The following is a 22,783-nucleotide window of genomic DNA, read 5'->3' on the forward strand; positions in this document are numbered from 1 at the left end:
ATCTCTCGTTAGCGGGAGGCGAATTCTACAGCGTTACACGCTGCTGTCAACACCTCATTTCCTGCTTCGATGAACTGAAGCTGGCATCGTCAAAACCATCCAACTCATTGATATTCAAGGAGTTTTCCGTTTCGACTGCGCCGGAAGTGGTGCGAATTATAGGCCGCTAATAATCTGAGTCAAGCCCTAAATTCATAATTCTGTCACAACGCGCCAAAAGCCATAAAAGCAGAGGCCAGCCTAACGGCTGGCCTCTCTTCTTCTATATACAGCTGCAACCCAACTTACAGACTCGGGAATGCAAACTGCGACGCTTCATGGCTGGCACGTTGCGGCCAACGCTGAGTGATCGCCTTGCGGCGCGTATAAAACCGCACACCGTCCGGACCATAGGCATGCAGGTCACCAAACAGAGAACGCTTCCAACCGCCAAAACTGTGATAAGCCACAGGCACTGGCAACGGAACGTTAACCCCGACCATCCCCACTTCGATCTCGTCGCAGAACAGGCGAGCCGCCTCACCATCACGGGTGAAGATGCAGGTACCGTTACCGTATTCGTGATCGTTGATCAGTTGCATCGCCTCTTCCAGGCTATTCACCCGCACGATGCACAGCACTGGACCAAAGATCTCTTCTTTATAGATGCGCATCTGTGGCGTCACACGATCAAACAGGCAGCCGCCCAGGAAGAAGCCATCTTCGTGATCCTTGACGCTCAAGCCGCGACCATCGACGACCAGTTCTGCACCGGCAGCAACACCATCCTCGACATAGCCGCTGACCTTGTCACGCGCCTGCCCCGAGACCAAAGGCCCCATGTCCAGACCGCACGAGGTGCCAGCACCGATTTTCAGCCCCTTGATTTGCGGTACCAGCTTGGCCACCAACGCGTCAGCAACCTGATCGCCAACACACACCGCAACCGAAATGGCCATGCAACGCTCGCCGCAAGAACCGTAGGCCGCCCCCATCAGTGCACTCACAGCGTTATCCAGATCCGCATCCGGCATCAGCACCGCGTGGTTCTTCGCCCCGCCCAGCGCCTGCACACGTTTGCCGCGCTTGGTGCCTTCGGCATAAATGTATTCAGCAATCGGCGTTGAACCCACAAAACTCAGCGCTTTAACCTCCGGCGCTTCAATCAACGCATCCACAGCGCCTTTGTCACCATGCACCACGCTCAGCACGCCCTTGGGCAGACCGGCTTCATGCAGCAACTGTGCAATAAACAAAGTCGAGCTTGGATCGCGTTCCGACGGTTTGAGGATGAAACAGTTACCGCACACAATCGCCAGCGGGTACATCCACAGCGGAACCATGGCCGGGAAGTTGAAAGGCGTAATGCCTGCAACCACACCCAGCGGTTGGAAATCCGACCATGCGTCAATGTTCGGTCCTACGTTACGGCTGTATTCACCCTTCAGGATTTCTGGCGCAGAGCACGCAAACTCAACGTTCTCAATCCCGCGCTTCAGTTCACCCGCAGCGTCTTCCAGGGTCTTGCCGTGTTCTTCGCTGATCAACTGGGAGATGCGCGCTTCGTTCTGCTCCAGCAACTGCTTGAAGCGGAACATCACCTGAGCACGCTTGGCCGGTGGCGTATTGCGCCAGGCCGGGAAAGCAGCCTTGGCTGAGTCGATGGCTTTTTGAATGGTTTCACGACTGGCCAGCGGCACTTGATGAATCACTTTACCGGTCGACGGGTTAAACACATCAGCGGTACGACCAGAGTCGCTCAGAAATTCGCCATTGATGAAATGTTGAATGGTGCTCATGGGTGCTCCAAAAAGTTGTCCACAGGCGCGAACGCTGCGCGCCTGCCTCTATTCCCAAAACCGCTTCTATAGATAGAAGGATCAGTCAATCTGGTTCAGCGCTTCACCGACTGCATCGAACAAACGATCCAGGTCTTGCGGCTTGCTATTAAAGGTTGGGCCGAACTGCAGAGTGTCGCCACCAAAGCGTACGTAGAAACCCGCCTTCCACAATTTCATCGCCGCATCAAATGGACGAACAATTGCGTCACCATCACGCGGGGCAATTTGAATGGCACCCGCCAAGCCATAGTTACGAATGTCGATGACGTTTTTCACGCCCTTCAAACCATGGATCGCATTCTCAAAGTGCGGCGCGACTTCAGCAACGCTCTGCACCAGATTTTCCTTTTGCAGCAGATCCAGCGCAGCCAGGCCCGCAGCACAGGCCACAGGGTGAGCCGAATAGGTATAGCCGTGTGGGAATTCAACCGCGTATTCAGGCGTCGGCTGATTCATGAACGTCTGATAGATCTCAGTGGTGGCAATCACCGCGCCCATCGGGATCGCGCCGTTGGTCACTTGCTTGGCAATACACATCAAGTCCGGAGTTACGCCGAAGCTGTCAGCACCAAACATCGAGCCTGTACGACCAAACCCGGTGATCACCTCATCGAACACCAACAGGATGTTGTGTTGATCGCAGATTTCACGCAGACGTTTCAGATAACCCTGAGGCGGCACCAGCACACCGGCCGAACCTGCCATAGGCTCCACAAACACCGCCGCGATATTCGACGCGTCATGCAACTCGATCAGCTTGAGCAGCTCATCAGCCAGCGCAATACCACCCTGCTCCGGCATGCCGCGTGAGAACGCGTTGCTCGCCAACAGCGTGTGCGGCAAGTGATCAACATCACTCATCGCCTGGCCAAACAGCTTACGGTTACCGTTCACACCGCCCAGGCTCGTGCCGGCAATGTTCACCCCGTGGTAACCACGGGCACGGCCAATCATCTTGGTCTTGGTCGACTGGCCTTTCAAACGCCAGTAAGCCCGCACCATCTTCACCGCGGTATCCGCACACTCAGAACCCGAGTCAGTGAAAAACACGTGGTTCAGATTACCGGGGGTCAGCGAGGTGATTTTCTCTGCCAGCTGGAATGACAGCGGGTGCCCGTACTGGAACGCAGGCGAATAATCGAGGGTGCCCAGTTGCTTGGCCACTGCTTCCTGGATTTCTGTGCGGGTATGACCTGCACCACAGGTCCACAGACCTGACAGCGAATCGTAGATTTGCCGACCTTTATCGTCCGTCAGATAACTACCTTTCGCGCCAACGATAAAACGTGGGTCGCGATGGAAGTTACGGTTAGCGGTGTAAGGCATCCAATGAGCATCCAGCTTGAGCTGGCTAGTCACTGAGATTTCAGCATTTTCGGGCATGTTCATCGGCAAAACCTCGCAAAGCAGAAAGCGGCGTGGGATTGAAAGCGTTGTTGCAGCTAAATTGCCACGGCTATAAAGTCGATGAAATCCAACTCTTCTAACCTTTAGTTAGGCCCGGACTAAACTATGAGCACCCGTCGTCCCGATGCACTGGCACAAGTCAGCGACTTTGATATTCGATTGCTCCGGATCTTTCGCAGCGTTGTCGAATGCGGTGGTTTTTCAGCCGCAGAAACCGTGCTCGGGATTGGTCGCTCGGCCATCAGCCAACAGATGAGCGACCTCGAACAACGCCTCGGTTTACGTCTGTGCCAACGGGGTCGCGCCGGGTTCTCCCTGACAGAAGAAGGCCGCGAGGTGTATCAGTCAGTGCTGCAGTTATTAGGTGCACTGGAAAGTTTTCGTACCGAGGTCAACGGCCTGCACCAGCACCTGCGCGGTGAGTTGACCATTGGCCTCACCGACAACCTGGTCACCCTGCCCCACATGCGTATCACCCATGCGCTGGCACAACTCAAGGAACGCGGACCTGACGTGCAAATCCACATTCGTATGATCGCCCCCAACGAAGTGGAACAAGGCGTTCTCGACGGCCGCCTGCATGTAGGCGTCGTTCCCCAGGCCAGCGCACTCTCCGGGCTTGAATATCAGCCACTGTACAGCGAGCGCTCACTGCTTTACTGCGCCGTCGGCCACCCGCTGTTTTATGTCGATGACCGGCAACTGGAAGACCAGCGCCTCAATGACCAGGACGCCATTGCCCCGACCTTTCGCCTGCCAGCCGACATCCAGGCGCACTACCAGGCACTCAACTGCACCGCCAGCGCATCCGACCGAGAAGGCATGGCGTTCTTGATTTTGACCGGGCGCTACATCGGCTACCTGCCCGATCACTACGCCAGCTTCTGGGTACAGCAAGGCCGCCTGCGCGCCTTGAAAGCCAAAACACGTTTTTATGACTTAAGCCTCGCCTCGGTCACCCGCAAAGGCCGACGGCCACACCTGGTGCTGGAAAGTTTCCTTGAGAGCCTGGAAGCGACGCGCTAACGTAAAAGGCGGCCTCAAGCCTCCAGCCAATGTTCGGAAACCACATGCCCTCGACCCTCACCGGCCTTTGCGAATACCGTGAAGAAATCCGCAAAAGCCGCTTCATCACACTGGCCGCCCCGATTACCAGCGCCCAGCAAGCCCAAGACTTCATCGAACAACACAGCGACCTCAACGCCACCCACAACTGCTGGGCCTGGAAACTTGGCGCTCAATACCGCAGCAGCGATGATGGCGAACCCGGCGGCACCGCAGGGCGGCCGATCCTGTCAGCGATTGAGTCGCAAGACTGCGATCAAGTCGTGGTGCTGGTTATCCGCTGGTACGGCGGCATCCAACTGGGCACCGGCGGGCTCGCGCGCGCCTATGGCGGTGGCGCCAACAAATGCCTGCAAGGGGCAGAGAAACTCCCGCTCATCAGCCGCGTCCCCCTGCAGTGCACCTGCCATTTCAGTGAACTGGCCTTGGTTAAATTGCGTCTGGCCGAACTGGATGGCCTGCTCACCCAAGAAACCTTTACCGCTAACGGGGTTGATTTACAGCTGGAGCTGGGCGAAGAGCACATTGCTGCTCTGCAGCAACAGTTGGCCGGCATCAGTCGCGGCAGAATCCTGTTGCACCGGGACACCCCACACAGCGACGCGTAAGCGTGAATAACCTGCGGCTCACCACTTGCCCACAATCACTGTGCACCCAACTGTGGATAACCTGAGCACACTCGGCTACAGCCCTTTTATTACGGGCCTTTCAGCCATTTGTACGTTTTTTATCCAAATCAGCAACGCTTTACGAAAAACACAGATAAAACAATACTTTAGCGCTGCATATCGCGGTTAGAACAAAGGGATGCAGTGCTTATACCGGTGCATTCAAGTTGCGCACAGATACTGTGGAACAACCTGTGGATAACCCGTGCAAAGTCCCCGGCGATTCAGCCCCCATAACGCTTACTTAATCTTGTGCGTTTTTTAATCAATTACAGTCATTCAAGACCATCACCTGACCTCTGCCTGCCTATCGTTCCTACTCACCATTTGATGAGAGCGCACACACAAGCGCTGGGCACTCGCACAGGGAAGGCGTAAAAACAGCTAACGGTGACTTCCTTAACGCTAAAGAGGGCGAATTCATGGCAGCAAAAAAAGCACTAATCGTAGGCGCCTCACGTGGGCTGGGTCTGGGACTGGTGACAGCGCTTTCCCATGACGGCTGGCAGGTAACCGCAACCGTTCGTGACCCTCAGCGCGCAGAGGCATTAAAAAAACTGGATAACGTGCAGGTCGAGCAACTCGACATCGACAACCTGCAAGCCATCAACGCCCTGCACCAGCGCTTGAGCGCAGACGTATTTGACCTGGTTTTTATTAACGCCGGCATCAAAGGCCCGGACGATCAAACCTCCGGGGCCGCCAGTCTCGCCGACATTGGCCAATTGTTCCTGACCAACAGCGTGGCGCCCGTTAACGTGGCTCAAGCCTTTGTCGGCAACATCAAGAAGGACAATGGCGTTCTGGCATTCATGAGCTCAAGGCTGGGCAGCATCACCAATCCCAACGCCCCGTATCTTGCACTCTACAAAGCCAGCAAGGCCGCGCTCAATTCATTGACCAACACCTTTGTGACGCAACTCCCGGAGCCGCGACCAACCGTGCTTTCCATCCACCCGGGCGTCGTCAAAACCGACCTGACCGGCGGCACCGGCGACATTGACGTCGACACCAGCATCCGCGGCATCGTCGAACAGCTCTATGCGTATGCCGGTAAAGGCGGTCATCACTATATCGACTACAAGGGTCAGACCATTCCCTGGTAGCCGTATGAAGGGCAGCCGTCACAGGCTGCCCATCGCTTAAAGCCCCAGCAGCGACAACATGATGAACGTGGCAAACAACACGAAATGCGTCATGCCCTCAATGGCATTGGTCTCACCGTCATTCAAATTGATCGCACACACCACCAGCGTGATCAGCACCATCACCGTCTGCACCGGGGTCATCGCCATCTGGAAGGGCTGGCCGGTATATAGCGCCATCGCCTCCATGGCAGGCACCGTCAAAATCACCGTGGACAACGAAGCGCCCAAGGCCACATTCACCACCGATTGCATGCGGTTGGCCAACGCGGCCCGTAGCGCCGTCAGAATTTCCGGTGCCGCCGAGATGGCCGCAACCACAATTGCCGTCATTACCGGCGGCGCGCCCGTCCCCTCAAGGCCAAGGTCCAGCGCCTTGGACATCACCTCCGCCAGCGCACCGATCACAATCACGCCCAAGCCAAGAATGGCGATCGACAGCTTTACATTGGTCGGCGTCCCTTCTGGCTCGCGCTTGCGGCCTTTTTTCTCCGGGTAGCTGTAACTGAAAAAGTAACTATGCGGCCCCACCTGCATGCGCAAAAACACCGCATACAGCAGCACCATCGCGCCAATGGTGAAGGCGGAGTAAATTTTCCAGTCGGCCTCAGGGATAAATTCCGGCACCACCATCGACACACCCATGGCGGTCAGAATCATCACGCTGTACGTGCGGGCCGAATCGTCGTTGTAGGACTGCTCACCATGTTTGATCCCGCCCATCAGCGCAGCTAAACCGAGGATGCCGTTGATATCGAGCATCACCGCCGAATAAATCGTGTCACGTACCAGTGTTGGCGACGGCTCGTTGCTCATCATGATGGCCAGGATGACCACTTCTACCAGCACCGCAGACAGCGTAAGAATCATCGTCCCATAAGGGTCGCCGACCTTTTCAGCCAAGACCTCTGCATGATGCGCCACCCGCATCGAAGCGCAGACAATCGCCGCAATCAGGACCAAGCCCCCGATCAGCGCCGTGGCCTGGCCACTGCCCAATAACCAATGCTCCAGCGGGAAAGCCACACAGACCATCGCCACCGCCAGGAGGAGGAGTTTTTCATCTTTCAATAAAGTCAGCATCGCAGGCCTTTTGCCGAGAGTCGAATACACGTTGTGAGGTCACAGACTGCCAAAACTCACTAACGTTTCGTTACACCTTAGTTCACAGGCACGCCATTAGAAGGGTCGGACTGGTCGCTTAAACGCAGTTGGTGCGACAAATGGCGGGGGCATTTTTACAAGCTGTGTCGTCCGACGCCTGTAGAATGCCTCCATCTGCACCTGATCTGATGAGAAAAACGAATATGTATGACTGGCTGAACGCCCTGCCAAAAGCAGAACTGCACCTGCACCTTGAAGGTTCTCTAGAGCCCGAGTTGCTGTTCTCGCTGGCCGAGCGCAACAAAGTCGCCCTCCCCTGGAACGATGTTGAAACCTTGCGCAAGGCCTATGCCTTCAACAACCTGCAAGAGTTTCTCGACCTCTACTACAAAGGCGCGGACGTACTGCGCACTTCTCAGGATTTCTACGACCTGACCTGGGCTTACCTGTTGCGCTGCAAGGCTCAGAACGTCATTCACACCGAACCCTTCTTCGACCCGCAAACCCACACCGACCGTGGCGTACCGTTTGAAGTGGTACTGAATGGCATCGCCGCTGCACTCAAAGACGGCGAACAGCAACTGGGTATCACCAGCGGCTTGATCCTGAGCTTCCTGCGCCACTTGAGCGAAGAAGAAGCGCAAAAAACCCTCGACCAGGCACTGCCATTTCGCGATGCATTTGTCGCCGTAGGCCTGGACAGCTCAGAAATGGGCCACCCGCCGAGCAAGTTCCAGCGCGTGTTTGACCGTGCCCGCCACGAAGGTTTTCTGACCGTGGCCCACGCCGGCGAAGAAGGCCCGCCGGAGTACATCTGGGAAGCCCTCGACCTGCTGAAAATCCAGCGTATCGACCACGGCGTGCGCGCGATTGAAGACGAGCGCTTGATGCAACGCATCATCGACGAGCAAATTCCGCTGACCGTGTGCCCGCTGTCCAACACCAAACTGTGCGTGTTTGATCACATGTCGCAACACAACATTCTCGACATGCTCGAGCGCGGCGTGAAAGTCACCGTCAACTCCGACGACCCGGCCTATTTCGGCGGTTACGTGACCGAAAACTTCCACGCGCTGTACACCGACCTGGGCATGACCCAGGACCAAGCCAAGCGCCTGGCGCAAAATAGCCTCGACGCCCGCCTGATCAAACCGTAAAAACCCGGCCTTGTAGGAGCGAGCTCGCCTCGCGATCTTTTGATCCTTTAAAAAGATCGCGAGACAAGCTCGCTCCTACAGGGCTCTACGCTGCCCCGCCAACTCCGCACACCGCTCAATCAGCATGTCGCGCAGCAGCTTCACCGGTTTGCTCAACTGGGCGCGATGCCCGCACAGCAAATTCAATGGCGCACGCTCGCACGTCAATTCCGGCAATAACACCTTGAGCCTGCCCGCCGTCACATCCTGCGCCACGTCCAGCCACGACTTGTACGCAATCCCCGCTCCGGCAATCGCCCACAAACGCACCACATCGGCATCATCACTAAAACGGTCACCGCTCACCGTCAGCCCCAGCTCGCGCTTACCGTCGTTAAATTGCCAATGGTCATGCACGCGCGTCCCAAGCATGTACAGCAGGCAGTTATGTTGCAGCAAATGTTCAAGCTGACGCGGCTCGCCTCGGCGCGCCAAATAGTCGGGTGATGCACACAGTACGCGGCGGTTGTCGGTGGCAACCGGTAGCGCCACCAGGCTGGAGTCTTCTGGCTCACCGTAACGCAGGGCGATATCCACAGGCTGACGAAACAGATCGGCAATCCGGTCGCCCAGCAATAGACGTACGGTCAACTGCGGGTGTTCACGCTGAAACGCGTCCAGCCAGGGCAACAACAGGTTACGTCCAAAGTCTGACGGCGCGGATAGCTGCAACACCCCGCTCACTTGGTCTTGCCCACGGGCTAAAAGGCGGCGCCCTTCATCCAGGCTGCTCAAGGCCGTACGCGCATAATCGAGAAAGCCTTGCCCCTCGGCTGTCAGGCGCAAACTGCGCGTAGAACGTGCCAACAATCGAACCCCTAACTGCGCTTCGATCCGCTTGAGGGCTGCACTGGCCACCGCTGGCGACAAGTCCATCACCCGCGCTGCTGCCGACAAACTGCCCAAGTCAGCAGCGCGCACAAACAATTGCAGGTCATCGAAGCGCAGCATTCATCGCCACCATTATCAAAAAAACATTGAAAGAGACTGCTGTTTTAGCCGGTTTTATCGCCCAGCGAAATGGTTAATCATCGATTCACTTTTCGTACTCACTGCCAGGACATGCCCCATGAAAGCTATCGCCTATTACCAGTCGTTGCCGATCCAAGACCCTAACGCCCTGCAAGACATCGAACTGCCCGAGCCAGTGGCCGGCCCGCGCGACGTGTTGGTTGAAGTCAAAGCCATCTCGGTCAACCCGGTGGACACCAAAGTCCGCCAAAACGCACAGCCGGAGGGCGGTGCCGCCAAAGTACTGGGTTGGGACGTGGCCGGGGTGGTCAAGGCGATCGGCAGTGACGTCAGCCTGTTCAAGGTCGGTGACAAAGTGTTTTACGCCGGTTCTATCGCCCGTGCGGGCGGCAACAGCGAGTTGCACGTTGTCGATGAGCGAATTGTCGGGCACATGCCAAAAAGCCTAGGTTTCGCTGAAGCCGCTGCACTGCCGCTGACCGCCATTACCGCCTGGGAATTGTTGTTCGAACGCCTGGCTATTAAAGAAGGCAAAAACGATGAGCAGCAAAGCCTGTTGATTGTCGGCGCAGCAGGCGGGGTCGGCTCGATCCTGACCCAACTGGCCAGCCAGTTGACCGCCCTCAAGGTGATCGGTACTGCATCACGCCCCGAGACCCAAGCCTGGGTTCGCGGACTGGGCGCCGATGTGGTCATCGACCACACCCAGCCATTGAGCGAAGCACTCAAAGCTCAGGGCATCGACGCGGTAACCCATGTCGCCAGCCTGACGCAAACCGATCAGCACCTCGACCAACTGGTCGAAGCCCTCGCCCCACAAGGCAAGTTTGCTTTAATCGACGACCCGAAAACCTTCGACATCACCAAGCTCAAACGCAAGAGCCTGTCGCTGCACTGGGAGTTCATGTACACCCGCTCACTGTTCGAAACCCCGGACATGATTGCGCAACACGCCCTGCTCAACCGGGTAGCCGAACTGATCGACGCGGGCACTTTGCGCACCACTGTGGGCGAACACTTTGGCACCATCAACGCCGCCAACCTGCGCCGCGCACACGCGCTGCTGGAAAGCGGCAAGGCCAAAGGCAAAATCGTCCTTGAAGGGTTCTGATCACAGCGAGGGGACCAAAACGGTCAATTTTTAACCGTCAGTCAGAGACTTGATGCCTGTCATATTTTGCGGCGCTTTCAGGCATACACTGGCCGCCTTTGCCAACTAAAGGAGGCCAGCAATGAAAATCCTGATAAAGGCGTTAGCAAAATCTCCTGACTGCCAATGGCAGGTTCAAATCGACCAGCAAGCCGTTAACTTTCGCACAAAGGCTGAGGCCAAAGCCTTTGTGGATACGTTGAAATCGCGCTTGCAGGCCCCGCACAAACTGCCCGAACCCATGGCAGTGTGATTCAGACTGTTTCCTCGGCGGCGATCCGCGCCTGATACACACGGCGGGTCGCCATGCCGATCGTCACGGCCAACACCCCGCACAAGGTGATCACCATCGCCATGGGCATTGCCGTGCCATCATGCAAAACACCCACGAGTGACGCCGCACCGGCGGCCACACTGAACTGCAAAAAGCCCAGCATCGCCGAAGCACTGCCCGCCCGTGCGCCCTGCCCATTCATGGCACACGCAGAGGCATTGGGGATGATGCAGCCCAGACTGGCGATGCAAATAAACAGCGGAATCAACAACGGCCACAGTTGCTCGGTGTGCAGGGCGCTAATGCCCAGCAATGCCACACCTGCCGCCAGATAAACCCACACCGTACGCGCCAGCAAAAAGGCCGGTTGGCGCTTGGCCAGCAACCGGGCGTTCACTTGCGCCACCAAAATAAAGCCCGCCGCGTTACTGCCGAACAACCAGCCGTAGTGTTCCGCAGGCACGCCATACAGCTTGATAAAGACGAAAGGTGAACCCGCAATGTAGGCAAACATCCCGGCCATTGCGATCCCCCCCGTCAGGGCATGCCCCAAGAACTCGCGATCCTTGAGCAAACGGCCGTATTGGCGCAGCGCCCCCGACAACGGTTGGCGCGGCACGTTGGCCGGCAAGCTTTCCGGCAACCCCAATGCCACCGCCAGGGCGGCCAGTGCACTGAAGCCGGTCAGCGCGATAAAGATCGACTGCCAGCCGTACACGTTAACTAGCAGGCCGCCGAGCATCGGCGCCAAAATCGGCGCCAGGCCCATCACCAGCATGAGCTGCGAGAACACCTTGGCCGAGCCCACCGCATCGCACTTGTCACTGACAATCGCACGTGACAGCACCATCCCGGCACACCCGCCCAGCGCCTGGACAAACCGTGCACCAATCAGCCACTCGAGCGTGGGCGCAACCGCGCAGGCCAAAGAACCCAGGGTAAACAGGCCAACACCCACCAGCAGCGGCACACGACGACCGAAGCGGTCAGCCAGCGGGCCGTACGCCAGTTGGCCGATGGACAAGCCCAAGAAATACACCGCAAGGGTCAACTGGATGTGCGTTTCATCGGTGGCAAAGGCTAGCGCCATCGCCGGGAACCCAGGCAAGTAGAAATCGATCGCCAAGGGCCCAAAAGCGCTGAGCGCGCCGAGAATCAGGAGAGTTCTAACGTTCATCAGTTGTCCAAATCGTACTGCGGTTAGCGCGGTACGACAGTCTAGCTGTGGTTGCAGACGATGAACATTAAGTTAGCGAGCTATCTAATAAATCACCTGTAGGAGCGAGCTTGCCTCGCGATCTTTTGATCGTTTAAAAGATCGCGAGGCTTTTCTGCGTCAAGCCGTGGCTGGCACGTCAAAACCGGCATCTTTAATCGCTCTAACGATGTCTTTTGCTGCCAACGAGCTCTCGACCTTCACCGTTTTGGTCTTCAGGTCCACGTCGACTTTAGACTGCGGATCAAGGCGCTGAATCGCGTTGGTCACACCGCGAACACAGCCACCACAGGTCATTCCATCCACTGTAAACGTTTGCATGACACGCCTCCTTTGGTTGAGATGGCCACAGCTTCCACCTTGCCATCGTGGCAAGGTCAAGCCCCTCGTTGCATGAGCACACTGGCAATCTGACCTTGGCTCGGCCAAGCTGAATGCCTTCTGATTTAAAAACAAGGTACCGAGCCATGCGCGGGTCCGCTTTGAGCCTAGTCAGTTTTTTAACCCTGGCCGCCTTGCCGCTGTGGGCCAACGCCGATCAAGACTACGGCGTTTTGATCATTTCTCGCGAACGCCTCGAAGTCCCCACCAGCTGCGAAGTCGGGGTGTACATCGACGATCAATTGGCCGGGCGATTGTTTCAAGAGCAGGCGCTGTCTTTCAATTTGCCCGCCGGCAATGTCGGCATTCGCCTCAAGCTGCTGCCCGGTCAGGCGCCGGGTTGCTTGCCCGGCATGCTGGTGCCGCCCGCGCAGCAGTTCACGCTTAAAGCCGGTGATGTACGCAAATACCGGATCGCGCTGGGCAAGGACGGCATGTACTTAAAACCCGCCAAGTTGGAATACTGACCACACGCCACGAAATAACCCACAGCAGTGGCCTTGACCTTGCCACGGGGTCAAGGTCGATTCTATGGACAGATAACTTCTTAAGGAGGACTGCTCGTGCCCACCCAATTCGATCTGCCGATTGACGGTATGACCTGTGCCAGTTGCGCCGGCCGCGTGGAAAAAGCCTTGGCCAAGGTGCCGGGGGTTGAAAGCGTCAGCGTCAACCTGGCCACTGAGCAGGCGCGTATCCAGGCCCCGGCCGACAGCCTGGCGGCACTGGTCGACGCCGTGCAGCAAGCGGGTTACAGCGTTCCAGCTCACAGCCTGGAGCTGGACGTGGGCGGCATGACCTGCGCGTCCTGCTCAGGCCGCGTGGAAAAAGCCCTCAGCAAAGTCCCCGGGGTCGAGCGTGTCAGCGTCAACCTGGCCAACGAGCGGGCCCACGTCGAACTGCTGGGCCACGTCGACCCGGCCCGACTGATCGACGCGGTTAACCAGGCCGGCTATTCGGCCAGTCTGCACCAGGCAAACAACCCGCACGCAGTGCAGGACGATCAGCAAAAGCGCTTGCAGCGCGAACGCTGGGCGTTGGTGCTGGCTATTGTCCTGGCGTTACCGCTGGTTCTGCCGATGCTGCTGATGCCATTGGGGATTCACTGGATGCTGCCCGCGTGGGCACAGTTCGTACTCGCCACCCCGGTGCAATTTGTGTTGGGCGCACGCTTTTATCGTGCCGCCTGGAAAGCCGTCAAAGCAGGCGCAGGCAACATGGACCTGCTGGTCGCCCTTGGCACCAGCGCGGGCTACGGCCTGAGCCTGTATGAATGGGCCATCGCCGCGCCCGGCACCACACCGCACCTGTACTTCGAAGCCTCGGCCGTGGTCATCGCGCTGGTACTGCTGGGCAAATACCTCGAAAGCCGCGCCAAACGCCAGACCGCCAGCGCCATTCGTGCCCTTGAAGCCCTGCGCCCGGAGCGCGCCTTGCGCGTGGTCGATGGCCAGGAACAAGACGTCGCCATCAGCGACCTGCGCCTCAACGACCTGGTGCTGGTTAAACCCGGCGAGCGTTTTCCGGTGGATGGTGAAGTGGTCGAAGGCCAAAGCCACGCCGACGAGGCCTTGATCAGCGGCGAAAGCCTGCCCGTGCCGAAACAGCTTGGGGATAAAGTCACCGGCGGCGCGATCAATGGCGAAGGCCGTCTGGTGATCAAAACCCTGGCCCTGGGCACCGAAACCGTCCTCGCACGCATCATTCGCCTGGTCGAAGACGCGCAAGCCGGTAAAGCGCCGATCCAGAAGCTGGTGGATAAAGTCAGCCAGGTGTTCGTCCCCGTGGTGCTCTTGATTGCCCTCGCAACTCTGCTCGGCTGGTGGCTCTACGGCGCCCCCATTGAAACGGCCCTGATCAACGCCGTGGCTGTGCTGGTTATCGCCTGCCCGTGTGCGCTGGGGTTGGCGACACCCACGGCGATCATGGCCGGGACCGGTGTGGCCGCCCGCTTCGGGATCTTGATCAAAGACGCCGAAGCGCTGGAGCGTGCACACGAAGTCAGCGCCGTGGTCTTCGACAAAACCGGCACCCTCACCTCCGGCACCCCGCAAATCGCCCACCTGGCGGCGCTGGACGGTGACGAAGCCCGCTTGTTGCAAGCCGCAGGCGCCCTGCAACGCGGCAGCGAACACCCCTTGGCCAAGGCCGTACTCGACGCCTGCGCCGCACGGCACTTAAACGTGCCGGATGTAGCTGACAGCCAGTCCCTGACCGGGCGTGGCATCGCCGGCACACTCGAAGGTCGCCGTCTGGCCTTGGGCAATCGTCGCCTGCTCGACGAAACCGGCCTCACCCCAGGTTCGCTGGCAGACTCCGCAACCGCCTGGGAGAACGAAGGCCGCACCCTGTCGTGGCTCACAGAACAAAGCCCCGAGCCCCGCGTGCTCGGCCTGTTTGCCTTTGGTGACACCCTTAAAACCGGCGCGCAGTCCGCGATCCAGCAACTCACCGCACGCCACATCAGCAGCCACTTGCTGACCGGCGACAACCGCGGCAGCGCCCGTGTGGTCGCCCAAGCCCTGGGTATTACCGACGTGCACGCCGAAGTCTTGCCCGCCGACAAGGCAGCCACGGTGGCCGAACTGAAAAAAACCGGCGTGGTGGCGATGGTCGGCGACGGCATCAACGACGCCCCGGCACTGGCCGCAGCCGACATTGGTATCGCCATGGGCGGCGGCACCGACGTGGCCATGCAGGCTGCGGGCATTACCCTGATGCGCGGCGACCCGCGACTGGTGCCCGCCGCCCTGGACATCAGCCGTAAAACCTATGCAAAAATCCGCCAGAACCTGTTCTGGGCGTTTGTCTACAACGTGATCGGCATTCCGCTGGCCGCCTTTGGCTTCCTCAACCCGGTACTGGCGGGCGCGGCCATGGCATTCTCCAGCGTCAGCGTGGTCAGCAACGCACTATTACTGAAGTTCTGGAAACCAGACGACCTGGAATGAGGAGGCAACTGTCATGAATATCGGCCAGGCCGCCAAGCACAGCGGCCTGAGCGCCAAAATGATTCGTTACTACGAGTCCATTGGCTTGCTCAAACCCGCCCACCGCAGCGACAGCGGCTATCGCCTGTACAGCGACGACGACCTGCACACATTGGCGTTTATCAAGCGTTCGCGGGACCTGGGGTTTTCACTGGAAGAGGTCGGCAAACTGCTGACCTTATGGCAAGACCGCCAGCGCGCCAGCGGAGACGTAAAAGCCCTGGCGCGCCAACACATCGAGGCGTTGAATCAAAAGATTGTTGAACTGAGCAGCCTGCGTGACACCTTGCAGGTGCTGGTCGAAAGCTGCCAGGGCGACCACCGCCCCGACTGCCCGATCCTTAAAGACCTGGAGTCGGGGGCGTGCTGCACCCCATAACCCTGTAACCCTGTAACCCTGTAGTCGCTGCCGAGGCACGAAGGCTGCGATCGAGTGCGCAGCGCTCGCATTTTTACGACGGCTTCGCCGCCGATCGCAGCCTTCGTTCCTCGTCAGCGACTACAGCTAAGGCTCACAGCACCATCATCAACACTTTGCCGATCATCAACACGCTGACCACCGCACACAGCACAGCAAACCCCTGTTGCATTCGCTGGCCCGAGATTTTCGGCGCCAGCACGCGGCCGATGATCATCCCCGCCAGCGTTGCGCTGATAAACAGCACGCCCTGTTCCGACAGGCTGAAGCCCTGATACACCAGATGCCCCAAGGTGCCCAAAGACACCAGCGCCACCACCATCAACGACGTGGCGACAATCCCGTGCATCGGCACATCACTGAACTTGCGAAACGCCGGGACGATCAAAAAACCACCGCCAACCCCCAGCAACCCGGTCAACAACCCCGCCGAGGCCCCGATCGACGCCAACGTGGTGGCGCAGCGCAGGTCCCACTTCAAGTGCCCGGTAGACGGGTTGAGCTGGCAGTTTTTATGCTCCATGTCTTCATCAGACGGGCAGCCCGCCCGGGCTTTCAAAAACATGCGCGCCGAGACAAACACCATCACGCCACCAAACAAGGCCATCAGTGCCGCACCGGGCAGCAGCTTGGCCAAGTGCAGCCCCAGCGGTGACGCCAGCCAGCCGGCGCCGGCCATCAGCGCTGCCGCCTTGTAGCGCACCAAGCCTTTGCGCAACCCGTCTATGGCGCCCACCGACGCCGCTACACCCACCGCCAATAACGCAACGGGCGTGGCCTCAACCAGTGTCCAGCCCACGCCCAGAGTCAACGCCGGTATGGCCAAAATGCCGCCGCCCGCGCCAGTCAGCCCCAACAACAAGCCCACCAGCGCGCCCAAGATCATAATCAGCATGGTTGAACTCAGTCCGGCTTGCAGTCAGTAAACCATTCACGCCCTTTGAGCATTCCTTGCCAGTAGAACCAGGGCAGTAATGTTGCCTTCAGGAACCAGGCAGACTGTCTTGGCACGGTAGGATCCATCGGAAATGTAGGCAGGAGTTTTCCGCCATAACCGAACTCGGCCAGAATCACTTTGCCTTTTTCGACCGTCAGCGGGCATGAGCCATAACCGTCATAACGCTTGGGCAATGCACGGCCATGGCGCAGGGCAATCAGGTTGTCCGCCACCACCACGACTTGCTTGCGCGCTGCCGCCGCCGTTTTGGCATTGCTGGTGCCGCACACATCGCCCGCCGCAAAAATCTCGGGGTAGCGCGGATGCTGCAAGGTGGCCGGGTCGGTTTCAAACCAGCCCGCCTTGTCGGCCAGCTCGCTGCGACGGATCACGTCCGGCGCTTGTTGCGGCGGCACGACATGCAGCATGTCGAAGCGCTTTTCGACCCGCGTGACCTGTCCGTCGGCACCGGTCACATCAAACCAGGCGGTCTTGTTCGGGCCGTCGACCTTGACCAGATTGGACTGGAACGCCAATTGCGCCTTGTAGGCTTCCACGTATTTCATCAACGGCGGGACAAAGGTCGGGACGCCAAACAACGCCGCACCCGCCAGGTTGAACTCCACCGAAACCGACGCCAGCACGCCCTGCTTGCGCCAGTAATCACACGACAGATACATCGCTTTTTGCGGCGCACCGGCACACTTGATCGGCATCCCCGGTTGCGTGAACAGCGCCTTGCCGCCGCGCAGCGAGCGCACCAGCTCCCAGGTGTAGGGCGCCAGATCATGCCGGTAATTGGACGTTACGCCATGTTTGCCGAGGGTTTCTTCCAGGCCTTCGATCTTCTCCCAGGCCAGTTGCAAGCCAGGGCACACAATCAACTGCTGATAACCCAGCTCTGTGCCATCACTGAGCAGCACCACCTTGCGCTGCGGTGCAAACGCACACAGCGACGCCTTCACCCACTGCGCCCCTTTGGGCATCACCTCGCCGGTGGGCCGCACCGTGTCTCGCACGTCGTAGGCACCGCCGCCCACCAGAGTCCACGCGGGCTGATAGTAGTGCTCGGTATTGGGCTCGATAACGGCGATGCGCAAAGACGCGTCGCGCTTCAACAAGCTTGCCGTCACCGACAGCCCGGCCGAGCCGCCGCCCACCACAACCACATCAAACTGGCGCACTTCACGGGCGCCTTGGGTCGCGGCCTCATAGAGTTTTGAAGAGCGATTGCCCGTGCGGCAAAACGCCAACACCGGCTTGGGCAACTCCGCCAGCAACTCACGCAGTTGTTGCGCCTGTTCCGCGGTTGCTCCAGTGGTCTGCACCGGCAAATAAGCAAAACGCAGCCCCAACGCCTCGGCGGCCTGCTGCATGGCGCCGTGCTCGGGTTGCTCGGGGCCGCCTTCATGATCGGGGCGGTTGCACACCACACTGCGAAAACCCAGTGCGGGCAAGGCTTGGAGGTCAGACGGCGCGAGCTGGCCAGACACCGAGAACGTGGCGTCGATTCGCTTGATGTTTTGCTCCATTGGGCACTCCAGGCACAACAAAAATGAATGGAATAAGGGGGCGGTGAACGTCGCAGGCAATGGCCCGCATCACTTCTTCAGCGCTTGACCGCAATACAGACCCGACAACGTTTGCATCACAGACACCACTTCGAAACTGGCGAGGGAATAGTAAATATATTTCCCCATGCGCCGGGTGTTGACCATGCCTTCATCGCGCAACACGCCGAGCTGTTGCGACAAGGTGGGCTGGCGGATCCCGGTCAGGTCTTCAAGCTCACCGACATTACGTTCGCCTTGCGTCAGCTGGCACAGCAACAGCAGCCGGTCTTCATTGGCAAGGGCTTTGAGAAGGGTGCAGGCTTTAGACGCAGAATCGCGCAGAAGGCCGATCTCTTCACTGGTGAGTTGGGCAGACATGGAGAGCTCCGTGACGTAATGGTCGACAGTCTACGTCTCGATAATATATGTTTCAATATATTGAAATATCTTTTGATTCACGTGAGGCCCTTCATGCACGCCGACATTCAAGGTTTCTACGACCCCAACACCTCAACCGTGAGCTACGTGGTGTACGAAGCAGACGGTAGCGAGTGCGCCATCATTGACCCGGTGCTCGACTACAACGCTGCCGCCGGACGCATCAGTACTGACAGCGCCGACAGCATCATCCGGTTTGTAGAAGCCCACGGCCTCAAGGTGCAGTGGTTGCTGGAGACCCACGCCCACGCGGATCATTTATCAGCCAGCGCCTACCTCAAGCAAAAGCTCGGCGGGCACATCGGCATTGGTTCGGCGATTACCCAAGTCCAGGGCGTGTTTCGCGATATCTACAACCTGGAGCCTGAGTTCAGACTCGACGGCTCGCAATTCGACCATTTATTCGAGCCGGACGAGGTGTTCCACATTGGCCGCCTGCACGTGCGCGCGCTCCATGTGCCGGGGCACACGCCAGCCGACATGGCCTACCAGCTCGAAGACCACAGCATCTTTGTCGGTGACACCCTTTTCATGCCGGATGTCGGCACCGCGCGTTGCGACTTTCCGGGGGGCGATGCGCAGCAGTTGTATCACTCCATCAAGCGCCTGCTGAGTTTGCCGGCCGATACCCGACTGTTGATGTGCCACGACTACCCGCCCGCCGGGCGCGAAGCCTCGTGGTCGACCACGGTGGGCGAGCAGCGGGCGCGCAATATCCACGTGAACGACAGCGTGCCACTGGCCGACTTTGTCGACATGCGCACCACCCGCGACGCCACCTTGGGCGTACCGGCCCTGTTGATCCCGGCCATCCAGGTCAACATCCGCGCCGGCAACCTGCCGCCCGCCGATGAAAGCGGCCTGCGCAGCCTGAAAATCCCGCTCAACCGGTTTTAAAAATGGCGGGCATAAAAAATCCGGCCAAGGCCGGATTTTTTATTCATCGAATCACTGCATCCACGGCGGAGGCGGCTCTTCGGCCTTACTCGGTGGCGCATCATCTGCGGCTCGCACCGCTTGACGACGTTCTTCGTCCAGACGGGCCGCTTCGATCTCGCGGATCACACCGCCGACATCCGCCAACTCTTCAGGCTCATCAAACTCGCCGGTCAACACGCTGGTCGGCTGCAGGGTGCCCGCTTCGTAAAGCGCCCACATTTCCTTGGCGTAGCGGGTTTTCTTCAACTCCGGCGCAAAACGTCCGAAGTACAAAGCCATGTTGCCCACGTCACGCTCCAGCATGTTGAACGCGTGGTTGTTACCCGCCGCATCCACCGCCTGAGGCAAGTCGATAATCACCGGGCCGGTTGGCGTCAGCAACACGTTGAACTCGGACAAGTCGCCGTGAACCAGCCCCGTGCAGAGCATCAGCACGATCTGGGAAATCAGGTACGCGTGGTATTCGCGCGCCTGATCCGGCTCCAGCACCACATCGTTCAAGCGCGGTGCCGCGTCGCCGTATTCATCGGCCACCAGTTCCATCAGCAGCACGCCTTCGAGGAAGTCGAACGGCTTGGGCACCCGTACACCGGCGCCCGCCAGCCTGAACAGGGCGGCTACTTCGGCGTTCTGCCAAGCGTCCTCGGTTTCTTTACGACCGTACTTCGAGCCCTTGGCCATCGCTCGGGCCTGACGGCTGTTGCGAACCTTGCGACCCTCCTGATATTCAGCGGCCTGCCGGAAACTTCGTTTGTTAGCCTCCTTGTAAACCTTGGCGCATCGCAGCTCTTTGCCGCAGCGGACCACATAAACAGCTGCTTCTTTGCCACTCATGAGTGGGCGCAGCACCTCGTCGATCAGACCGTCCTCGATCAGGGGTTCTAAGCGTTTTGGAGTCTTCATCAGCTTTTATTGTGGGTCCTTTGTTACCAAACACGCGAATGTCACTCGTTATACGGCAATCCACTCACTACGGGGAGAGGGGGACCGTGCAAGAGTCGCTTGTAGGCACGCCATGTGCCAAAAATCCCGACGTTAGCCGCTCTGGATAATAGACGAGCGCCAACCATCGGGCATCGACTAATCCCGTTGATTCAGCGCGCACCCTACTAGAGCCGAGCAAAATGTATGCAGGGCGTTTCCGAAAATAGCCCGATCACTGTCGGAATAACTCGCCGGGCGTGAAGCCAAACATTTTTTTAAAGGCGGCAATAAAGGCCGACGTGGATTCATAGCCACATGACAACGCCGCCAGAGTCACGCTGCCGCCCTCCTCCAGCACCCGCAAAGACGACAGCAAGCGCATACGCTGGCGCCAACTGCGAAAACTCATGCCGGTTTCCCGGTCAAACAATCGCATCAGGGTTTTTTCCGACGTGCCCAAGCGCTCGGCCCACACGCTGAGCGTCACTTCAGCCTCAGGGTTTTCAATCAGCTCATTGCACAGCGCCAACAACCGCGCATGACGCGGCAATGGCAGCGAAAAACCGACCTGGTTCAGGCCCGCCAACTGATCGAGCAACACCTGCACCAAACGTTCTTCAGGGCTGCCGCCTTGTGGATACTCCACCGGCAAGGCGCAAAAACGTTTGATCAGCTCGCGCGCCAGCGGTGTCACCTCCAATACCCGGCAATGTTCGGGTGCCCACAGGCAATCCTCACGGCGCACGTACACGCTGCGCATCTCGGCGCGCATTGAGGTCACCACCTCATGCTCCAGCCCGGCCGGGATCCAAATGCCCCACTGCGGCGGCGCATAAAAACTGCCTTCGTCGGTGTGCACACCCAACACGCCACTGATGGCATACGAAAACTGCACCCAATCATGTCGATGGCGTGGCGTCCACGAGCCCGCGCCCAAACTCTCGGCGCGCGCGTACAGCGGCCGAGGCAAGGTTGTGAGTGCAGGAATGGCGCGTTCGGCACCACGTTGTCCGTTTGGCGGCATTGGTTGGCCTTATGTCGCAAGACGTCAGATAAACCCGACGTTAGGCTAAGTCATCAATTCTTACAATGCTCTGGTGCCCACGATGCCTGTGTTCAAACACCTCAAACGCCTGTTCACAGACTGGTTTCTGTGCGGCATGTTACTGGCGACTTTACTCGCCTACGTCTTCCCGACGTTCGGCAGCACTGGCGGCGGCATGCACGCGGAAGTGGTGATCAACATCGGCGTGTTCCTGGTGTTCTTCCTGCACGGGGTCAACCTGTCCAGCGAGCAAATCCGCCACGGCCTGAAAAATATCCGCCTGCACTTCATGGTTCAGGGCTTCACCTTTATCGTCTTCCCGCTGATCTGGGTGGTCGCCAACAAGTTGTTGGGCGCGCACATTCCGCCGCTGCTGATGCTGGGGTTCTTCTACCTTTGCGCCCTGCCTTCGACCATTTCCTCGTCCGTGGCACTCACCGGCAGCGCGGGCGGCAACGTGCCTGCGGCAATTCTCAACGCCAGCCTGTCGAGCGTACTGGGGATATTTCTCACGCCATTGCTAGTGAGCTTTGTAGTCGGCAGTGGCTCGGGTGGTATCGACCTGGGCTCAACCCTGCTCGACCTGTGCGCCATGCTGTTGCTGCCATTGGTGCTTGGGCAACTGGTGCGCCCGCTGTTCGGACGCTTTTTCGCCCGCCACAAGCGCTACACCAATATCTGCGACAAAGTGGTGATCTTGCTGCTGGTGTACGCGGCGTTCTGTAACTCGATGGTCTCGGGCATGTGGCAACAGCAAGGCACCTCGGTGATCTTCAGCGCTCTGGTTGGCAGCGCGATCTTGCTCGCCATCATTTTGTGGCTGACCACCCGCACTGCGCGCGCCTTGAAATTCAGCACCGCCGATGAAATCGCCGCCGTGTTCTGCGCCAGCAAAAAATCCCTGGCGGCGGGCGCCCCGATGGCTGCGTTGATCTTTGGCGCCAACCCCGGCCTTGGGCTGATCTTGCTGCCGATCATGATCTACCACCCGCTGCAACTGATCGTCTGCTCGGTGATGGCTGAAAGCTACGCCAGCCGCAATCAGCGAGAAAAGGCCGAACAAAACGCCTCGGCCGTGGCTGCCAGCTAAGCTTCATCTTTTTGTGGGAGCGGGCTTGCTCGCGATGCAGACAACGCGGTC

Annotated in this window: 22 protein-coding genes; 11 read left to right on the forward strand and 11 right to left on the reverse strand. The window is 58.7% G+C overall.

Features of this window, described 5'->3' with window-relative positions; genetic code table 11:
- Window positions 1–284: 284 nt before the first annotated feature.
- Window positions 285–1,778, reverse strand: a complete 1,494-nt coding sequence (locus tag TU84_RS00005; protein WP_048366454.1) for a CoA-acylating methylmalonate-semialdehyde dehydrogenase — start codon at window positions 1,776–1,778, stop codon at window positions 285–287.
- An 81-nt stretch (window positions 1,779–1,859) separates the two neighbouring features.
- Window positions 1,860–3,209: an omega-aminotransferase AptA gene (locus TU84_RS00010; protein ID WP_048366455.1), complete on the reverse strand. Its 1,350-nt coding sequence runs from the start codon at window positions 3,207–3,209 to the stop codon at window positions 1,860–1,862.
- Window positions 3,210–3,332: 123 nt separating this feature from the next.
- On the opposite strand from TU84_RS00010, the gene TU84_RS00015 reads away from it, so the two are divergent.
- The 3 genes from TU84_RS00015 (at window position 3,333) to TU84_RS00025 (ending at window position 6,066) form a co-directional block, all read left to right on the forward strand.
- Window positions 3,333–4,253, forward strand: coding sequence for a LysR family transcriptional regulator (locus TU84_RS00015; RefSeq protein ID WP_048366456.1), 921 nt, complete (start codon window positions 3,333–3,335; stop codon window positions 4,251–4,253).
- Between the two features lie 44 nt (window positions 4,254–4,297).
- Window positions 4,298–4,900: an IMPACT family protein gene (locus tag TU84_RS00020; protein ID WP_048366457.1), complete on the forward strand. Its 603-nt coding sequence runs from the start codon at window positions 4,298–4,300 to the stop codon at window positions 4,898–4,900.
- Window positions 4,901–5,382: 482 nt separating this feature from the next.
- Window positions 5,383–6,066: an SDR family oxidoreductase gene (locus tag TU84_RS00025; RefSeq protein WP_048366458.1), complete on the forward strand. Its 684-nt coding sequence runs from the start codon at window positions 5,383–5,385 to the stop codon at window positions 6,064–6,066.
- 36 nt (window positions 6,067–6,102) lie between these two features.
- On the opposite strand, the gene TU84_RS00030 is transcribed toward TU84_RS00025, so the two are convergent.
- A complete protein-coding gene (locus tag TU84_RS00030) occupies window positions 6,103–7,188 on the reverse strand; it encodes a calcium:cation antiporter (RefSeq protein WP_048366459.1) in 1,086 nt (361 codons plus the stop codon).
- 224 nt (window positions 7,189–7,412) lie between these two features.
- Here TU84_RS00030 and TU84_RS00035 point away from each other — a divergent pair, with 224 nt between their 5' ends.
- Window positions 7,413–8,366 carry an adenosine deaminase gene (locus tag TU84_RS00035; protein ID WP_048366460.1) on the forward strand — a complete coding sequence of 318 codons (954 nt, stop codon included), beginning with the start codon at window positions 7,413–7,415 and terminating at the stop codon, window positions 8,364–8,366.
- Window positions 8,367–8,441: 75 nt separating this feature from the next.
- Here the strand turns inward: TU84_RS00035 and TU84_RS00040 are convergent, their stop codons facing one another.
- The gene (locus TU84_RS00040) at window positions 8,442–9,356 is read right to left on the reverse strand and encodes a LysR family transcriptional regulator (protein WP_048366461.1); all 915 of its coding nucleotides are present in this window, start codon (window positions 9,354–9,356) and stop codon (window positions 8,442–8,444) included.
- A gap of 118 nt (window positions 9,357–9,474) precedes the next feature.
- Between TU84_RS00040 and TU84_RS00045 the strand changes: the two genes are divergently transcribed.
- Both TU84_RS00045 and TU84_RS26245 read left to right on the forward strand, forming a co-directional pair.
- Window positions 9,475–10,488, forward strand: a complete 1,014-nt coding sequence (locus TU84_RS00045) for a zinc-binding alcohol dehydrogenase family protein (protein ID WP_048366462.1) — start codon at window positions 9,475–9,477, stop codon at window positions 10,486–10,488.
- Window positions 10,489–10,609: 121 nt separating this feature from the next.
- Window positions 10,610–10,780: a hypothetical protein gene (locus tag TU84_RS26245; RefSeq protein ID WP_164488133.1), complete on the forward strand. Its 171-nt coding sequence runs from the start codon at window positions 10,610–10,612 to the stop codon at window positions 10,778–10,780.
- Between the two features lies 1 nt (window position 10,781).
- Here the strand turns inward: TU84_RS26245 and TU84_RS00050 are convergent, their stop codons facing one another.
- On the reverse strand, window positions 10,782–11,978 hold the full coding sequence (locus TU84_RS00050; RefSeq protein WP_048366463.1) for a multidrug effflux MFS transporter: 1,197 nt from the start codon (window positions 11,976–11,978) through the stop codon (window positions 10,782–10,784).
- Window positions 11,979–12,137: 159 nt separating this feature from the next.
- The gene (locus TU84_RS00055; RefSeq protein WP_048366464.1) at window positions 12,138–12,338 is read right to left on the reverse strand and encodes a heavy-metal-associated domain-containing protein; all 201 of its coding nucleotides are present in this window, start codon (window positions 12,336–12,338) and stop codon (window positions 12,138–12,140) included.
- Window positions 12,339–12,484: 146 nt separating this feature from the next.
- On the opposite strand from TU84_RS00055, the gene TU84_RS00060 reads away from it, so the two are divergent.
- From TU84_RS00060 to cueR, 3 genes are all read left to right on the forward strand, one after another.
- Window positions 12,485–12,865, forward strand: a complete 381-nt coding sequence (locus TU84_RS00060; RefSeq protein ID WP_048366465.1) for a hypothetical protein — start codon at window positions 12,485–12,487, stop codon at window positions 12,863–12,865.
- A 90-nt stretch (window positions 12,866–12,955) separates the two neighbouring features.
- Complete coding sequence (locus tag TU84_RS00065) at window positions 12,956–15,349, forward strand: heavy metal translocating P-type ATPase (RefSeq protein WP_088500355.1); 2,394 nt, start codon at window positions 12,956–12,958, stop codon at window positions 15,347–15,349.
- A 13-nt stretch (window positions 15,350–15,362) separates the two neighbouring features.
- Window positions 15,363–15,767 carry a Cu(I)-responsive transcriptional regulator gene (gene cueR, locus TU84_RS00070; RefSeq protein WP_048366466.1) on the forward strand — a complete coding sequence of 135 codons (405 nt, stop codon included), beginning with the start codon at window positions 15,363–15,365 and terminating at the stop codon, window positions 15,765–15,767.
- Window positions 15,768–15,900: 133 nt separating this feature from the next.
- Here the strand turns inward: cueR and TU84_RS00075 are convergent, their stop codons facing one another.
- From TU84_RS00075 to TU84_RS00085, 3 genes are all read right to left on the reverse strand, one after another.
- A complete protein-coding gene (locus TU84_RS00075) occupies window positions 15,901–16,701 on the reverse strand; it encodes a sulfite exporter TauE/SafE family protein (protein WP_048366467.1) in 801 nt (266 codons plus the stop codon).
- Between the two features lie 8 nt (window positions 16,702–16,709).
- Window positions 16,710–18,275 carry a bifunctional protein tyrosine phosphatase family protein/NAD(P)/FAD-dependent oxidoreductase gene (locus TU84_RS00080; RefSeq protein ID WP_082148593.1) on the reverse strand — a complete coding sequence of 522 codons (1,566 nt, stop codon included), beginning with the start codon at window positions 18,273–18,275 and terminating at the stop codon, window positions 16,710–16,712.
- A gap of 69 nt (window positions 18,276–18,344) precedes the next feature.
- Window positions 18,345–18,674, reverse strand: a complete 330-nt coding sequence (locus TU84_RS00085; protein WP_048366468.1) for an ArsR/SmtB family transcription factor — start codon at window positions 18,672–18,674, stop codon at window positions 18,345–18,347.
- 93 nt (window positions 18,675–18,767) lie between these two features.
- Between TU84_RS00085 and TU84_RS00090 the strand changes: the two genes are divergently transcribed.
- Window positions 18,768–19,631, forward strand: a complete 864-nt coding sequence (locus tag TU84_RS00090) for an MBL fold metallo-hydrolase (RefSeq protein WP_048366469.1) — start codon at window positions 18,768–18,770, stop codon at window positions 19,629–19,631.
- A 51-nt stretch (window positions 19,632–19,682) separates the two neighbouring features.
- On the opposite strand, the gene TU84_RS00095 is transcribed toward TU84_RS00090, so the two are convergent.
- A complete protein-coding gene (locus TU84_RS00095) occupies window positions 19,683–20,576 on the reverse strand; it encodes a PA4780 family RIO1-like protein kinase (RefSeq protein WP_048366470.1) in 894 nt (297 codons plus the stop codon).
- Between the two features lie 253 nt (window positions 20,577–20,829).
- Window positions 20,830–21,621, reverse strand: a complete 792-nt coding sequence (locus TU84_RS00100; protein WP_048366471.1) for an AraC family transcriptional regulator — start codon at window positions 21,619–21,621, stop codon at window positions 20,830–20,832.
- An 82-nt stretch (window positions 21,622–21,703) separates the two neighbouring features.
- Between TU84_RS00100 and TU84_RS00105 the strand changes: the two genes are divergently transcribed.
- Window positions 21,704–22,732, forward strand: a complete 1,029-nt coding sequence (locus TU84_RS00105; RefSeq protein WP_048366472.1) for a bile acid:sodium symporter family protein — start codon at window positions 21,704–21,706, stop codon at window positions 22,730–22,732.
- Window positions 22,733–22,783: the final 51 nt, after the last annotated feature.

This window comes from Pseudomonas helleri (assembly GCF_001043025.1).
GTDB lineage: Bacteria > Pseudomonadota > Gammaproteobacteria > Pseudomonadales > Pseudomonadaceae > Aquipseudomonas > Aquipseudomonas helleri.